10 protein-coding genes and 2 pseudogenes are annotated in these 16355 nt (G+C 68.9%); 5 read left to right on the forward strand and 7 right to left on the reverse strand.

What is annotated here, in order from left to right; all coding sequences use genetic code 11:
• Positions 1-26: 26 nt before the first annotated feature.
• The 5 genes and pseudogenes from ACIQNG_RS33635 to ACIQNG_RS33655 form a co-directional block, all read right to left on the reverse strand.
• Positions 27-764 (reverse strand): phosphotransferase, encoded by a 738-nt coding sequence (locus tag ACIQNG_RS33635; RefSeq protein WP_401490346.1) that lies wholly within the window; start codon positions 762-764, stop codon positions 27-29.
• A 293-nt stretch (positions 765-1057) separates the two neighbouring features.
• Positions 1058-1375, reverse strand: coding sequence for a hypothetical protein (locus ACIQNG_RS33640; RefSeq protein ID WP_401490348.1), 318 nt, complete (start codon positions 1373-1375; stop codon positions 1058-1060).
• A gap of 181 nt (positions 1376-1556) precedes the next feature.
• Positions 1557-7865, reverse strand: a complete 6309-nt coding sequence (locus ACIQNG_RS33645; RefSeq protein WP_401490350.1) for a LamG-like jellyroll fold domain-containing protein — start codon at positions 7863-7865, stop codon at positions 1557-1559.
• Positions 7862-8953, reverse strand: coding sequence for a hypothetical protein (locus ACIQNG_RS33650; RefSeq protein ID WP_401490352.1), 1092 nt, complete (start codon positions 8951-8953; stop codon positions 7862-7864). The genes ACIQNG_RS33645 and ACIQNG_RS33650 overlap by 4 nt, the downstream gene beginning before the upstream one ends.
• Positions 8954-10248: 1295 nt before the next feature.
• Positions 10249-10539 (reverse strand): annotated as a pseudogene (locus tag ACIQNG_RS33655) (SRPBCC family protein); the annotation flags it as partial.
• 272 nt (positions 10540-10811) lie between these two features.
• Between ACIQNG_RS33655 and ACIQNG_RS33660 the strand changes: the two are divergent.
• Both ACIQNG_RS33660 and ACIQNG_RS33665 read left to right on the forward strand, forming a co-directional pair.
• A complete protein-coding gene (locus ACIQNG_RS33660; RefSeq protein WP_401490354.1) occupies positions 10812-11375 on the forward strand; it encodes a hypothetical protein in 564 nt (187 codons plus the stop codon).
• Positions 11372-11629, forward strand: a complete 258-nt coding sequence (locus ACIQNG_RS33665) for a hypothetical protein (RefSeq protein WP_401490356.1) — start codon at positions 11372-11374, stop codon at positions 11627-11629. Before ACIQNG_RS33660 ends, ACIQNG_RS33665 begins: the two co-directional genes overlap by 4 nt.
• Positions 11630-11686: 57 nt before the next feature.
• Here ACIQNG_RS33665 and ACIQNG_RS33670 read toward each other — a convergent pair whose 3' ends face one another.
• A complete protein-coding gene (locus ACIQNG_RS33670; protein ID WP_401490358.1) occupies positions 11687-12235 on the reverse strand; it encodes a hypothetical protein in 549 nt (182 codons plus the stop codon).
• A 29-nt stretch (positions 12236-12264) separates the two neighbouring features.
• On the opposite strand from ACIQNG_RS33670, the gene ACIQNG_RS33675 reads away from it, so the two are divergent.
• Positions 12265-12438, forward strand: a complete 174-nt coding sequence (locus tag ACIQNG_RS33675; protein ID WP_401490360.1) for a hypothetical protein — start codon at positions 12265-12267, stop codon at positions 12436-12438.
• A 102-nt stretch (positions 12439-12540) separates the two neighbouring features.
• The gene (locus tag ACIQNG_RS33680) at positions 12541-12783 is read left to right on the forward strand and encodes a hypothetical protein (protein WP_401490361.1); all 243 of its coding nucleotides are present in this window, start codon (positions 12541-12543) and stop codon (positions 12781-12783) included.
• 335 nt (positions 12784-13118) lie between these two features.
• Here ACIQNG_RS33680 and ACIQNG_RS33685 read toward each other — a convergent pair whose 3' ends face one another.
• Positions 13119-13772: a hypothetical protein gene (locus tag ACIQNG_RS33685; protein WP_401490363.1), complete on the reverse strand. Its 654-nt coding sequence runs from the start codon at positions 13770-13772 to the stop codon at positions 13119-13121.
• 872 nt (positions 13773-14644) lie between these two features.
• On the opposite strand from ACIQNG_RS33685, the pseudogene ACIQNG_RS33690 reads away from it, so the two are divergent.
• Positions 14645-15640, forward strand: a pseudogene (locus ACIQNG_RS33690) (IS5 family transposase).
• The last annotated feature ends 715 nt before the right edge of the window (positions 15641-16355 follow it).

Below are 16355 nucleotides of genomic sequence, written 5' to 3' on the forward strand. Positions count from 1 at the left end.
ACCCACCGCGAACGTTACTCACACGCTCACCGCACTGAGCGTTCCAGTGCACTCTGATGATCGGAAACCCACTGGTAGGCCGCTCGGACGTGTCTTACCGCGCCTGCGTCACGGAGCCGGGTCATGGCGACGTCACCGGCATCAGCCTGGGACTCGATGCCACGCCAACACCGGTCCTGCCACCACAAGATCGTGGATACGAGACGTTGCCGGTCCGCCAACTCGTAGCTGTCGACAATCAGCCTCATTCGCCGGGCAGCCTCCTCGACATCGGTGACTGAAGGTCCCAGACCGAGGTACTGCCAGCAGACATGAGCAATGTCATGGATCCGCGCGCCCGGCGCCGCGAGGTCCCAGTCGATGAATGCCGCTGGTCGAAGCTCCCTACCGGACACCTGATAGACCGTGTTCTTGGGCGACAGGTCGTTGTGGCACACGACCTCTTGGTCACCGGCCAGCGGGGTGCCGGCAGTCAGTTCGTGGAACTCACGCACGAGCCGGGCGACCGTCGCCAGACTCTCGTCGGAGTAGACAGCAGCAGGTTGACGCGGCTCCCAAGCCACATTCCCCTCAAGGTAACTGAGAACTTCTCGGCCCTCGTCGTCCACACCGAGATACCGCGGAGCACCACTCCAGCCACGGGCTTCAAGCAACCTCAGCAGATCACCTACGAACCACGTGCGAGCCGAGGCTGGACGGCGCACCGTGTCCCCGACACGAACGACCGCATTGACGAAACCTCCGGGCAAGGGCGACTCAGGCATCAGTCCACCCTGCCTGATCGTTACCTCGAATTGCCATTGACTTGTCGTGACGCTTGATCCGTCCCGGCACGACTCCGTCAGATGATCTACTTCGCAGACAGTCGCCCACGACCAGCGTGAGCACCCCAAGAACCGATCACACCAACCTTATGAACTGCGGCTTCAAGGTGGCGGAGGCTCAGTGGAGCCCACTCGATGTCGTGCATCGCACTGGATGCTGATCATCGTCTCCGCGCGGGCGGCATGGGCGAAAGCGAGGGCCTCTTCGGCGTTGGGCTGTTCTTCCGGGGTGCTCACGCGACTCCTCCTGAACTCCGACCCGGCGCGGGCTGTACGCCGGGCGGCAGGGTGTGTGATGGGGAGGGCGTTGTCGGGGCGGGGTGCGGCCGGGGGCCGTGGGTGACGGCGCGCTTCCGTATCCCGTCCTGGAGCGTGGCAGCCATCTTGGCGACGGCCTCGATCGTGGCGCGGGTCTGCTCCAGCGCGGCAACATCGGTCCCCTGCTGCTCCTGGGTGCGGCCGGACTTCCGGTCCGTGGACAACGCTCCGGCGGCCAGACGGGCCCGCGCGTAGAGGGGAGCGGCCCGCTTGAGGGTCAGCGGGCGCAGCACCGTCTGGTAGTCGGTGTCGCGCGAGTGCAGGGCGTGCAGATCGGTGGTCTGGCAGGCGACGTGTTCGCGGCACGGGGAGGCAGTGCTGTACGCGGGGCTGGAAGAAAGAGTGAGCCGACGCGCGCCCGGTGCCCGGCCCTCTCAGGGCCGGGCACCGGGCGCGAGAGCGCATCCGGGACGGTCAGTCGATCACCCCGTAGTAGTCCGCGAAGAAGCCGATGATCTCCGTCGTGTACGGCAGGAGCTGCGGCAGATGCGCGGCGAGCGCGGTACGGGTGGCGTCGGCCAGGTCGGCAGTGGAGTCGGTCGCGGTGCGAATGTAGGGGTCGAGCCGCCGGATCAGCTCATAGTTACTCTGAATGTCGACGCTGCGCAGCGTCCCCTCCACCGGCGGCGCTCCCGGCGGCGGCACGGCGGGCAAGATCCGGGAGACATAGGTGACCCGGTGCAGCACCCTCCAGCAGGGCGGCTTACGGTCGCTGTGACGGGCCTGGCGCAGGGCGGCGGCGCTGGAGTCCGTGCTGTTGGCGAGCCAGATGGGATCGGCGACCTTGTTGTAGAAGTCCTCGAAGTGGGAGGTGTCCTGGCCCAGATAGAGGGTCATGAAGCGGTAGGCGTCCACCTTGCCGGGGACCCGCACGGGCTTGCCCGAAGCGTCGTACTTGGGCTGGCCGTTCTCGTACTTCTGGAGGTCCCGGGTGGGGTTGCACTCGACCGCCAGGCTGTGCGAGCGGGTCGCCTCCTTCGAGCGCTGGCGGGTGACAGTGATCCCGCCGCCCACCGAGCCGTCCAGCTGGAAGCCGATGCCGACGCCCGCCACCTCGAAGGAGCCCTCCAGCGACCCGGTCACCGCGCCGGAGAAGCTGTAGGAGCCGCCCGTGGTCTCGCTGACGACATCCACCGTCCCGGTGGTCTCGGCGAAGAAGCCGCCGTCCGCGGTCCACACATAGGTGTTGGCGATGTTCCGGTTGGCGAACGACCCCGCCGACTCGGTCGGCACGCTCTTCTCCGGAGCGCCCGGCGCCGAGCCGACGACCGACTCCAGCACCTTCGCGGCCCGCTCCGCGGTCGGGTCCGAGTCGGAGGTCTCGGTGGAGACACTGGCGTAATAGTTCTCCAGCTCCTGCCGCTCCCGCAGGATCCGACGCTTGATCGCGTACGCTTCGCGCGGCTTGAAGTAGCTGTACTCACCGCGCTGGGAGGCGTTGGCGTAGGCGGGATCCAGCACCTTGCCCTGGGCGTTGAAGCCCACCGTGCCGTCCAGCGTGCCCTGTTTGGTGTACTGGGGGTTGATCGGGAAGGTGATGATGTTCCAGTCCTTGGGAATGTCCGGATTGGGCAGCATCCGGTACGCCACCAGCGCCCCCGAGTGCGCCAGCCGCAGCGCGTACACATCCGCCGTCTCCGACTGCACCAGCGCGTATCCGTTGTTCGCCGGTACGAAGCGGCGGCCGATGTCGCTGTTGAGCGGCTGGCTCGGGTCCTCCCAGCTGCCGGTGAGGGTGGCCGAGGTGTCCCGGGCGGTGCTGGTGCCCTGGGCGACGGAGGTCTCGTCCGTCCAGCCGTTGGAGAACTCGAAGCTGCCGCCGATCCGGCCCTTGAGCGAGACCGAAACGGCCGGCGCGGCGGTGCCGATCCCCAGCGGGGCCATGATCAGCAGCAGGCTCTCGTCCACCTCGTTCCCCGCCGAGAAGCTGAACGCGGTGTCGACGCTGCGCTCACGGGCGGAGGAGAGGGTCGAGGTGACCTCGTCCGCCTGCTGGAAGGTAACGCTGGCGCAGCCCGTGGGGTCGGTGCCGCCGGTGAGGTTTTCCGAGGGCACGGGCGGCGCGCCCTCGATGTAACCGATGAGCTGGGGGTCGAACTGGACCTGGCTGACCCACTCGCTGACCAGATCGCCCACCTTGTAGCCGGTGGTCAACCGCCACACTCCGTTCACCAGCTGGGAGTAGGCGCGCTTGAGCACCCCGTACGCCTCACCGGTGCGGGTGTACTGGAGGTCGGCGTACTCGGCGGCGGCCGACGGCGCGGTGATCGGCTCGTGGAAGGCGGTGCGCACCCCGGCGAGCGCGGAGCGCACGGCCGCGGTGTCGGTGGAGACCGGCGCGGTGGACAGCACGACCTGCGGGCGGGTGGTGTCGGCCGTGCCGATCGCGAGGTCGTTCCCGCGCAGGGAGTGGTCGCGGACGAGGTCGGCGGTCGCGGCGGTGGAGTCGGTGTCGAAGGGCCAGTACGCCAGCAGATCCTGCTTGTCGCCCTTGACACGGGTGAAGAGATTGTCGAGGAGCTGCTCGGGGGTGCGGGCGGTACGCCAGAGCCGTACCTCCTCCAGCGTGCCGCCCAGGAAGTCGATGAAGCTCGCCCCGTTCGGGGAGTAGGCGCCCAGGGTGAGCTGGTCGACACCCCACTCACCCAGGGAGGCGAAGTTGGTCTCCAAGGGGACGGGCTGGCCGTTGCGGTAGACCAGCAGGGAGCTGGCGGCCGGGTTGGGGTCGGTGGCCCAGCGCGCTCCGCGCAGCTTGAGGTCGTATCCGCCGGCGTTGTCGGCGGTGGTGTTGCCCTCGTTCTCCTCGAAGGTCCAGTGGGCGAGCAGCCCTTCGTCCCGGGGCTGGATCGCGGTACCCAGCTGATTGGTCTCCCTGGCCTTGCCCCAGATCCGCACCTCGCCGATGGCGCCCGTCAGTCCGTAGACCGCCGTGCCCTCCCTGGCGCGCCCGATCTCCAGCGGTCCGTCATTGCCGCGCGGGCCCGGTCCGGTGTAGCGGGTGGTGCCGATGTCGGCGCCGTCCACGACGAAGCGGATGTCGTCCCACGCCTTGGCGTCGACGCGCTCCACGACATCGACGCTCCTGGTCTGGGCCGCGCCGTTCTCGTCGGTGTAGCTGATCTGCCGGGTGCCCTTGATTTCCTGGGTGGAGCGCCCGGCCTTGCGGACGACCGCGATCCGGCGGAAGCCCGCGGTGATGGCCGAGGTGGAGGTGAAGCGCTTCACGACGGGGCCGGGCTCCTCGAAGGCGAACTCCAGCTTTCCGTCCGATCGCACCGAGAGCTGGTACGGGACGCTGCCGCCCGAGCCGTCGCCGAGCCGTCCCTTGGAGACCAGACCCTGCGGGGTCCCGATGGCGTCGATGGCGGCGAAGACCTCGATCGTCAGGTCCCCCGGCACATCGAGGGCGTCGGCGTCCGGGGTCTCCGCCCAGGAGGAGCCGTTGAACCGCAGCGCCCAGGACTGCTCGTACACCATCGCGAGATGGGCCCACTCGCCGTTCACATAGGTCTCCCGGCTCCTTCTGGCCTTGTCGCCCACGACCGCGACGACCCGGTAGCCCTTGAGCGGGGAGATGACCGCGGCGGCCGGTCCCCAGACTCCGCCGTGCCGGCCCCGGACGCTGATGTCGGGGAACTGGCTCAGCTGAGGACGGGTGCTGTCGTAGAGCCAGGCGCCCGTCAGTCCCGGTTCGCCCGGCGGGACCCGGCGGTTGCGGTCCGCGCTGACATCGGCGGCCGACCGGGCCGTGTTCCAGGTCCGCAGCTCGGCGAGCTGCCCCGAGAAGAACACGGTGGTCCCGCTGTCGGTGCGCCCCACGATCAGATCGGCCGTGCCGCTCGGGACGCCGGTCGCCGTGCGGCGGGCCACCTCGACCCCGTCGCGCAGAATGACCTGGAGCCGGGTGGTCCGGTCGAAGGTGACCGCCCAGTGGTGCCAGTCCCCGTCCGGGTAGGTCGCGCTCGTGGTGAGGACCTGTCCGGTGAAGCCGAAGCGGAACGCGCCGGTACTGGTGAAGCCGACGGTCAGCCCGTTCGCCCCGATCGCGACGATGGTGTCGTCCTGGGTGCGCCCCGTGGTCCGCTTGAGCCAGCACTCGATGGTGAAATCGGTCCCGGTGGGGTCCGCGCCCGGGATCGCCATGGCGACGCTGCCGTTGAGGATCATGCCGCCGCCGACCTGCGAGTCGGGCAGGGCGAATGCGACCTTGGTCTCCCCGCGCTTCAGATGCAGGATCCGCCCGCGGGACGCCCCCTCGAAGGTGGAGTTGACCCAGGCCTCGACGGTGAGGTCGCCGGTGACCGGGACCTGGTCGAGGCGTTCGGTCGGCAGCGACAGCCGGTGGTTGTAGCCGTCGAGGGCGAAGGCACGGCCCGGGGAATCGCCGCGCCAGCGGCTTCCGTAGCCGGCGGCCTGCGCGGTCGCGGTGCCGTTGGGCACCGGCAGGTCGCCCTTGTCGGCGCTGACCGTGATCCAGCGCGAGCCCTCCGCCAGGGAGGCCCCCGGCCGGGAGGAGGCGGCGCGGCCGGCGTCGTAACGGATGAGCGACACCGGGGTGCCCGCGGTGACCCCGCCCGGCGGCGCGGGCACCACCCGTAAGGTGGTCGACCCCACGGCGGCGGCCGTGTTCACCAGATAGCTGCCGGTGCCGATCCGCACATAGGAGGGGGCGGGCACGGCGAGCCGGCTGGCCTGGGTCAGGGTCACCACATCCCCGGCGATGCTCGCGACCGTGCCCACCTGCACCGGCTCCTCGGAGTCGCCGTTGACGGCGGCGGCCAGATCCCGGGCCCGGCGCGGGAGCCGGGTGAAGGTCTCCGTCTCCGCGCCCCGGGTCAGGGTCAGATCGCAGAGCCCGGGGACGGCGGCGTTGTTCACCGTGGAGTCGGTGACGCGGATCGTGGTGGTGCTGAGATCGACACCGGGGTCACGGGCGGTGAAGAGGGTGGTGAGACCCCCGCCAGCGAGCTGCTGCACCCCGCGCACGGCGGTGGTGTCCAGATAGGCGGCGAAGAACTGGCTGTTCGAGCCCTGGAAGTAGAGCACCAGCCGGCCTGTCGCGCTGTCCAGCAGGAAGGGGGTGGACGAGCCCCGGGCGAACTTCAGCAGTCCGCCCGCGCTGCTCAGCCCGCTGGCGTCGATGCCGATGTGCGGCACCGGCAGCACCAGGTCGCCCGCGCCCATCAGCCCGCCGGAGAGCCGCGCCAGCTCCTCACGGCCGGCCCGGATCTCCGCCCACTTGGCGGCGGAGTCCCGGGCGCGCTGCTCCAGGGTCGTCTTGATGGTGGCGACCCGGTTCACCTTGACCTGGAGGGCCGCGTCGGGCAGGAACGCGATCCTCTCGGCGTGGTAGCGCCTGGCCTGCTGCTCGCTCCCCTGGACGCCCGCTCCGAGCCAGAGGTTGCCGGCCACGTTCTGGAGCTGGAGGTCGGAGCCCAGGTCTCCCCTGACGTACCACTGGGCGGAGGTGGGCAGGGTCCCGGTGAGGGTACGGCGGACCAGCTTGACCGCCGCGCCGGACGCGGTGGTCTCAGGCTCGGCGACCAGATTGTCCGAGCCGACCCTGACCAGTACATAGGCGGGGTTGTCATACTTGGCGGCGGTGCCGGGAACGGGCCTCAGCTGCCACTGGGCCGTGGGGCTCCGCAGCAGTGCCAGCGCCTGTCCCTCGGCGGCGGTCTGGGTCGACAGACAGGTGGAGGTGGCGGCGTCGTAGACCGCGCCGGTGCTGGCCCGGAGTTCGACCGACCACTTGGCGGGATCGTTGGCGTTCGTCCAGGTCGCCGTGTCGATCTCCAGCTCCAGACCCGATTTCTCGTTCTCCAGGGTCCGGACCTCGCTCGCGATGGCGGCGGCCTGGGCCTCCAACTGGCTGACCGCGTTCGACTTGGCCGTGATCTGCTCGCTGGTCGCCGTCCCCTGGCGGTCGATGTCCGCCAGGGTCAGCACATCCGGCACGGCGGCGAGCCGCCCGTCCGCGCCGACCCCGAAGTCGAGGGCGGCGATGTGCGCCTCGGCCGTGGTGTTCCCGGTGGGGCGGGTGGAGAAGGCGAGCAGCACCCGGGCCTGCCGCTTGGCGGGCTTGATCGCATCCTCGTAGCCGGAGGCCACCTGCTCCTGCTGGTAGTAGAGGGAGGCCGCCAGGCCGGAGATCACATCGCGTCCGGCGACGGTGAAGCTGTCCCGGCGCACCCCGGGGTGGTCGCTCACCTGGGCCTCGGAGGTCACCCAGGTCGCGGTGCCGGTGACCGTGCCGTGGGCGGCCGTGTCGGTCTGGTCGTACACCGCCGTCCCGGCGCCCTCGTCGAGCCGGTAGTAGGCGATCAGCCCCGGCTCATTGCCGATCAGCCGGTACGAGCGCTCCTCCGTCAGCTCGCTCCGCGAGCGGCCCCGCTTCCAGATCCGCACCTCATCGATCACGCCGGAGAAGAACCCGCCGCTCTGCGCCGATCCGATCCGCAGCCCCGCGCTCCCGTCCCCGGTGGAGGCGATGTCCGCGCTTCCGCCGAACGCGCCGTTGATGTAGAGGGTCGCGGTCTTGCCGTCATACGAGGCCGCGATGTGCGCCCAGACCCCGGCGGTAAGGGTCTGGGCCGAGGTGAGGGTCCCCCCGATGTGATCGAGGACGACATTGCCTGAACCCGTGATCCGCAGCTGGAAACCCCGCTGGACCGCACCGGCCCAGCGCGCGAGGACCGGACCGCCCGCCGGCTGTGGCTTCACCCACGCCTCCACCGCGTACGGGCCCCCTGGAACTTCAGCGCGGTAGCGGTGCCGAGATCCACATACGCGTTGGAGCCGTTCAGCTGGAGCGCGGTCTCGGCGAGCCGGTTCTCCGGGGTGACCGGCACCAGCGGGAGGCCGGTGAAGGGGCAGGTGCCCGGGGCGCGTTCGAACACCGAGCCCTTGTAGTCGGCGCTCGGGCTGGTCCAGTAGCGGCTGCCCTGGGTGTTGAAGAGTCCGTCCTCGCCCTGTTCGACGTTGAAGGAGTCGACCCGCTTGGTGAGCCCGTTGTGCGCGAAGAACTGCCAGCGCTGATGCCCCTGGACGGTGGTCGGGGTCAGCAGCGCGGTGAACCGGCCCTCGGTGAGATTCCGGATGAACGCCAGCTCCTGCGTCGGCTCGTGGAACGGCTTGCCGTCCATGTCGCTCGCACCCAGGCTGTCCTTCGAGGACCCCGGCTCGCTCTTGTGCCTGCTGCGCTTGAAACGCACCTCTGACACCGGCTTCAGCCGGCCGTCGACCAGCAGGAACCGGTCGCACAGCAGCGTGTCGGCCGCCACCGGGACCTTCGCCCCGGCTAAATCCACGGTGAAGCCGGTCCGTGAGGTGTCACCGGATGAGCCTCCGTCGGAGAGCACGAAGACGGAGTCCGGGTGGGTCGCGCCGACCGCCTGCCGCAGCACCACCACATGGGTGCCGTCCGAGAGGACCTGGAACGGTGCGGTGGCGGTCAGCCGGGCTGTCGTGGACAGGAACCGGTCCGTCTCCGACGGCTCCAGCTCTTCGTCGGTCCCTGCCTCCAGCCGGCCGCCCTTCTTGACCCGGGGCATCGCCGTGGCGGGTATCACGGAGTAGCCGACCTTCACGATCTCGTCGGGGAACGGCAGCTCGACCGGGTTCTCCGACCAGTAGGCGGCGTCTAGTTCTCCCCGCTTCTCGTCGTGCGAGGAGAGGTCGAGCACCGTGTAGACGATCCTCCGCTTGTCGTCCATCGCGAACGCCAGCGCGGTGCCCTGATGTCGCACCATCGTGGTGTGGGCGTACGTCCGGTCGCTGTAGATCTTCAGCAGACTCTGATCAGTTGTCATCAATCATCCGTTCTCGTTGGCCCACCCGCCGGCAGGGCGGAAGGGCAGCAGGAATCGACGCAGGGCACTGCAAACTCGCCGCCGAACGCGGCACAGAACCAATCAGTAGAATCCCCGGAAGCAGTGGACCACGCACCCACGCAGATCGGCTATCGAACACTCAATTCAATGCGATCCGCGGCCTACCGGAATGGCCGAAACCGCATCCATGGCCGGATGAAGCTTCGCCACCGTAGACAGAGGAAGTACCGGGTGACTCCTCCGTGGTGCAGAACGCCGATCAGCGCCAAGTAGAAGCAGAGAACGGACGCAAAGCGCCTTGTCGTCTGCAGCCGTTGGGAGGGCTGATCGAGACTGTCCAGCACCAGAGGTTGTCGGGACTGCAAAAAATCGCAGAGTGTCCGGCACGCCCATTCCTGTACCCTGGTCTCGTCACTCTCCCTCTGTCACGCGGGCCTTGTTCCGACGAAGGTGTTCGCGGAGCTGGAGGCGCTGATGACGACGTTCGTCGGTCAGAGGGAGACGGAGGACTCGCCGGACTCGCTGGATAGTGCGGTGTGGGCGTTGTGGGACCTGTGCCTGGATCCGGCGATGCCGCCTCCGCGCGGTGGCGATGGCCAACGGTTGAGTGGACGGCGGTAGGAACAAACACTGCCCAGGAGTGAACTTCTGCGTACCCAGCTCGATAGTGGGGTCGGACCGCCATGAGGCGACGGTCCCGGCTGTGCTCTTTCGCCCGGAGCGAGGCGAGCGCGTCAGGCCCGAAGGTGCTCTGCATCCTCGCTGAACTGGAAGATTCAGTATTCTTCGTGCGCCGATTCACGGGGCAGCGCGGGAAGAAGCATCAGTGAGAAGCACCACGCACGTAAGAAGGAAATGCGACGCCGTATGAGGGAAACAGGCAAGAACTATCAGGCCGCATTAGTGACAGCCGCCAGCAGCGTGAATCTGAAACGGCTGGGAATCCCCCGATGCCGGATGCGGCGGACCTCCGTGAAGATGTCATCAACGCAGTGCGGGATGCCGAGATCCCGCAGACTGACTGGCTGCCTTCGAGAGGGAAGCCCGACGCCTGCGGACCGATCGGTTGATGACGATCCGTCGGCTGAGGGAGGGGATGATGGTGGTGATCGGGCATATTTACCTGCCAAAGTGTATCGGTGGCGAGTGGGCGCAGAGTACACATGGGTTGGGCGGTGGTGAGAGGGTTCGTGAGTTGTAGTCTTCCTCTCGGCGTGGGGCCAATTCCCGGGAGTGGATGTGGGCCTGCGCGAGTTCGTGATTGACGCGTGGTCGAGGTTGTTCTGCAGCCCGGTGTGGAACTCGCCGATGTGGTGCGCGCTGGGCACCAGCACACCGCCCTTGGCGTACGACTTCGAGCGCATCGCCGGCTGGGTGCGCTCGAAGGCGTCGAAGTCCTGTTGGTCGACCCGGTGGAACAGCTCCACCGAACGGTCCATGTCCTTGCCGCTCTCCACCACGCGCGGCAGGTACAGCCAGTCGCACTCGACGACCGTACGGCCGGGTGCCGGCGGGTACATCCGATGGAAGATCACATGGTCGGGCACGAGGTTGATGACTTCGGGCAGTGCCACAGCCCTCCTCGTGCCTATCAGCGACAGGCCGGTGACGAAGCTGAACTCGTCGTTATCTAGGGCTGTCAAGTCTTCCCGCAGGTAATCGAACTGAATGCCTTTCTGGCGCGTGAGGCAAGTTCGTTTCCTGGAGCGGGTCCTCAGATCCCGTGATGTCGGGTCACTCGTTCGTGTTGGGGCGACCCGCCGGGCCGTTTCGGCTCCGGGCCGGGGCCTACGGTGGGGGACTTCGATGGCTTTGCGGAGGAAGGTGAGGTCCGGGCATGGGGCCGGTGTGGAGCATCCCGCTGGAGCAAGGGCGGGTGGAAGTGCCGTCGAGCATAGAGGGCGTCCGTGCGGGTCTGGAGCCGGAGAAGGCGGCGGAGTTCGATGCGGCGATGGCCCGGACCTCGGCGAAGCATCTCGTGTACGTGGTCCTCGACTGGGCCCTGCCGACATTGGCGGGAGGCGTGGACGGGCCGGTGGTCCGTCGGCTGAGGGCCGGGGACTTCGCCGGGGTGGTGGACGAGGACGGAAAGCCGGTCGCACCGTCGCATCCGCCGCTGGACGAGGCGGCGGGCGAGAGTGCGCCCACGGTGTACTCGGCGGGCTTCCCGGTGGGGTCGAGGACGTTCCCGGCCACGATCGAGGACATCCGGGCCGCGCTGGAGGAGGGCCGGCGGGCGGAGTTCGAGGCGGAGATCGCCCGGACCCCGGGCCATGAGCTGGTCTACGCCCTGCTGCGGTGGGCGACTCCCCCGGAAGACCTGCTGGCGGAGGACGCGCTGATCGCGGAGCTGAAGGCGGAAGAAGCCCGCCTGGCCGCCCGCGGGGAGGTAGGGGGATGAGCCAGTACCGCATCCAGTACGCGGGCGAGGCCGAGAAGGTCTACCGGGGGATGAACTCGCAGTTCAAAGCCCAGTTCGACCGGGCCATGGAGCGGACCCTGGCGAGAGACCCGTACGGTCACGGCTCGACGCCGGCGAGTCCGGGTCAGGAGCCGACGCGGAGGCTGGCCACGGTCGCGGGGGCGATCGTGCGCTACTACATCAGCGGTCCGCCGCTTCTGGTCGTCACGGCCGTTCAGATCGTCCATATCTGACGGTCTGTGCGCTTCTGGTGCCTGTCGGCCTGCCCGTGTACGGGGTGGCCGCGGGCATCAGGGCTGTTGGGCGAGGAGGTCGGCTGCCCGTTCGGTGAGGTCCCGGGCGTCGGGATCGTCGGGGTAACGGGCGAGGCGGTGCCGCAGGTCGTGGGCGGAGTCGCGGACGCGGGAGGACTGGACACCTTCGGCCGCGTCGAGGAACTGGGTCCAAGTGGTGAGTGCGCTGTCGAGGTCGCCTGGGCGGAGGTGGAGGGCGCCGAGTTGGCCGAGGACGTTGGCGCGGCTGCGACGGCTGCGGCGGCTGCGGCGGCTGTCGAGGCCGTGGACGGCGAGGGCTTGGTGGAGCTGGGCCTGGGCACCGGTGAGGTCGCCCATCTGGGCGAGGATCATGCCGGAGACGTGGGACCAGCGGCCGATGGTGAAGTGGGATGCCCAGGAGGTGGTTGAGGGGGCGTCGGCGTTGTGCTCGATGTGGGCCTGGGAGGCGGCGAGGGTGCGGGTGGCGAGGTGGTGGTCGCCGTCGAGGGCCGCGGCTTCGGCGAGGGTGACCTCGTAGTAGGCCCGCGCCCGCTGGTCGCTGATTCCCTTGGCTCGGGGACGCATTCCTCCGCGAAGGCCAGAGCCCGGCCGCGGTGGCGGGGTCCGGCTTCCGTGGCCTGTGCGGTGAGCCCGCGCAGGGCGGTGGCGGCGAGTTCCTGGTCGCTGGCTTCGTCGGCGAGCCGGTAGGCGTGGACGTAGTAGTCGCGGGCCGTGGATTCGTCGTCTTCGTCCTGGTGCATCCAGCCGATGAGGTGGGCGAGGCGTGAGGTGGCGGCGTAGAGGGCCTGGCCGGTGGCTTCGCTGTAGCAGCCCCCTTGGAGCCAGGGGCCGACGTTGTGGGTCAGGTAGCTGACGGCGAGGTGGCGGACGTGGCCGCCGCCGTACTCGGCGGAGTTGGCGCCGAGGACCTGGGCCATCTGCCAGACGGCCGCGACCTCTCCCTGGCCGACTCTGACGCCGTTCTCGGCGGAGCGTACGCGGCGGTGACGGCGTCGGCGTCGGGGACGCCGAGAAAGGCGAGGGCCCCGCCGCCCGAGACAGTGAGGAAGCTGCGACGGTCCATCTTTCCGCTCCTTGCGAGGGCCAGGATCGAATCCACGGTATCGGCGTGACCGGCCCTGGAGCCGTGACCGGTCGGCTGGTCGAGCCCTAAGACCCGGTTGACGTGGGGCATCCAGTGGGGTCCTGGCCTGCGGTCGCCGCTCAGGAGTTTGCGCGCGTACTGGCGGCTCATTCCGCCGGGGCCGGGGCCTGCGGCGATGCCGAGTTCCCGGGCCAGTTTGGTGGGGCCCCAGTCGCGTTGTTCACAGGCGGCCGTGATGGCGTGGTGATCGAAACGGCTCTGGTCGTGGTCCATGACCGTCGGCCCTTCCGGCTGGGTTACACGGAGCTACACGGGGTTACATCGTGGGCCCTCTTGCCGGTGCGACGTCAGGTCGGCGGAGGCTCACTGGTCGGCGACCGGGTGGGCGCGGAGCGCGGGGTCGAGCAGGTCATGGGAGGCATGGGCCGGGGCTTCGTCCTCGCCGTAGGTGTTTGCGGTGAGGAAGTCGGTCTCGATGGGCGTCAGGTTCGCGATCAGGGTGTCGAGTGGGTAGGTGTCGACGAAGCGGGCTCGGGTGTGAGTGACGAGCATGATCGCGAGGGGCTCGTCGCCGGGCATCGGGAGGCCGGGGTAGACGTCGCCGCCCCAGTACATGACCGGTGCCTCGGTGCCGGGGTGCGCGAAGCGGCCCGCGCCGGCCAGCATCAGCAGATCGGTCTGGGTGCTGGTCTCCTCGCCGTGGTAGTCGTACAGATAGACCTCCAGAACCTCGTTACGGTGGCGGAGCAGGCTGAAGCCTTGCGCGGCGCGGGGGGCGAGCAGTTGCAGGGGGGTCTTGTCCCGCTCGGCGCGGATCCCGGCCACTGCCTGCGGGTAGTGGGCGGCGGTCTCGGCCAGGTCCCAGTCCGGGGCGGCGCCGTCGATGGCCCACCCCACGTACATCGCGGACGGGTTCTCGATGATGTCTAGGCCCGGCAAGGGCGTGTGCAGCCACTCGTCGAAGCCATCGCGCGACATCGGTATCCGTGTCGCCAGCATGAACGAACGAGCGCCCATCAAGTGTCTCCTCGGAGCAACAGCAGCGGACCTGACCGGCATCCGCCGACAACCGGCCCGGAAACCATCGGGTGCCTCGCACAATAGCCCGCCCACCGACGCCGTTTCAGGCCCGCATACTTCCACAGCGAAACTCAGCAGCAAGTTCCGTGGTTTCACCTACCGGCCGCCACCGCGCCCCTAGGGAATGTGGCGTCGCGAAAACGGCTTGGTGACGCGGTGGGAGCCAGGGCCGACGGTGGCCACACGGTCGGCCAGGCCGCCAGGGACAGCTCACCGCGGCTGGTGAAGACCAGGAGGAGAAAGCCCCAGGTCAGCTGGATGAATCCGGCGTACCGGAAGGGCCAGTCGCCCACAGGCCCCGCCTGCATCACGCACCTCATACGCGCCTTGCTCGTTCCGAAGAGCCCCGAACTCAACTCCTGACAAACGATCTACTCCACAGACATCTGCCCACGACCAGCGTGAGCACATTGGAAGACCGTCACACCAGCCCTTTGACCTGTGCCTTCAGGTTGGCGGATGCTCCGCAATGGTCCGCGCGGTCTCACGCCCCGCCCGACTGCGTGCGCTGCCTGTGTCAGGCCCGTTTGCGGCAGCGGGGAGAGCGGTACCGTGCCGAGGCGGGATGTTCCGCCTCGACTGTCCAACTCGATCCGCAGTCCGGGCAGTTCGCTGTCCGGGCGGCCTGGACCGCCTGGGTCCTCGAACTCGTGCGCCGCAGTCGGCGCCAGTGCCGCGAGCGGCAGGCCGACGAACAGAACACCGCCGCGGCCTTCGCCGCCGGCATCAGCGGATCACCGCACCCCCGGCACAACCTCATCTTCTTGGTGCCCGGTGGTGTGCTGGGTGGGGCTGGTAGAACTCGGTGTGTGGCACGTTTTGATGTGACGGATGCCGAGTGGGCGTTGATCGAGGGGCATCTGCCGGCGACGGGGCCGCTGCCGCGGCGTGTGCGGGACCAGTTCAACGGGGTGCTGTGGCGGTTCCGCGCGGGTACGGGGTGGCGTGACGTGACGGAACGCTGTGGGCCCTGGTCCACGGTGTCTGGGCGAGAGCAAGTCTGTTCCAGGCTCTGATGGACGCCCTGATCGCCGGGGCGGCGGCACGGGGGCAGGTTGGGCTCGAAGTGGTCGGTGTGGACTCACGATCGTGCGGGCCCACCATGAATCGGTCGGGCCGGCGGTCGTCGGGGAGACCCTGGACGCACTCGAACAGGCCCTGACCGAGGGAAAGAGGGTCCCGCTGCCGGAGCAGGGGCCGGTCCTGCGGGTGATCCATCGCAGGACGTCCCCGGTGCGGGCACCGGGGACGAGGCGCAGCCGGACCGCGCTGCGGCACGGCACCGCTCCAGGGTCCGGGCGAAGGCGGCCGGACCCGGCCGCTCCAGAGGCGGGTTGAGCAGCAAGATTCATACCGCGGTCGACACCTCGGTCCTGCCGCCGGCCTTTCTCCTGACACTCGGCCAGACCGCGGACAGCCCGCAGTTCCAGACGGTACTCGGCCGGATTCGGGTCGCCGGCCCGGTCGGCCGCCCGCGCACCCGGCCCCGGGCGGTGGCCGTCGACAAGGCGTACCCGTCGAAGGCCAACCGTTCCTACCTGCGCAGACGCGGTATCACAGCGGTCATCCCGGAGAAGAGCGACCAGGCGGCCAATCGCAGGAACAAGGGCCCGTCCGGCGGCCGGCCCGTCACCTTCGACCCGCGCCGGTACCGGCAGCGCAACACCGTGGAACGCTGCTTCCAGAAGATCAAGACCTGGCGCGGACTCGCCACCCGCTACGACAAGTCCCCCGCAAGCTACGAAGCGGGACTCCACCTCAGAGGATCGATCCTGTGGCTCAAGCACATCACCCCAACCACATGATCCGAACCTCAAACAACTCCTAGCTTGAGGCAGTCGCATTCCTGCAGGCGGCTGCATTGGCCACGACCGACCCGGAAGTGAGAGCACGGATTGCCGCTCTTCATGAGGCGGTGGCGCGGACCAGCACCAGCCACCCCAGTGATCCGAGCGGTCTGTCAGAGCCCTGAGCCGGGAAAGCACGGCCCGTCCCGAGGAGACGCCCCTGCGGGCGACCGCGGGTCGGGGGATCGGGACGTATTGAGGAGATGGTCCCGGCTTCCTCCGCCCCGCAGACGCCGACCGCAGCCGACATCCTGTCCGCGCGGTACCGATCCCGACTGGCCCGCTCCCTGGAGGACCTGGAAGGGCCCCGGCACGGCGCCGTCGACTCCAAGATTCCAGGTGAAGGCCCAAGGCCCCACGGCCGGCGGCCGCATTCGGTGGACAGGAAGTCCTGCGCGCGGTGACACACCAAGAGGTGTGGGTGCAGCGCTCGTGCCTCCTATGGCTGTACAGTAGGGCTCTGGCAGTCGGAGCGCTCTGCGCCCCATCCCAGATCCATCCGCTTGCCGGTGGTGGGGTGTCAATGCCGGGTTCGATGGTCTCCGTGCGGATGGCGGCGGGGGGGGGGGGGCCCCCCCCCCAACCCCCCCCCCCACACAACGTGTGCCGGTGAGGGTGTGGGAAGCCCACGAAGTCGGGGAGGGTAAAGGAGCGATAAAAACAAAGGTGTGTG

This window comes from Streptomyces sp. NPDC091377 (assembly GCF_044757045.1).
Lineage (GTDB): Bacteria > Actinomycetota > Actinomycetes > Streptomycetales > Streptomycetaceae > Streptomyces.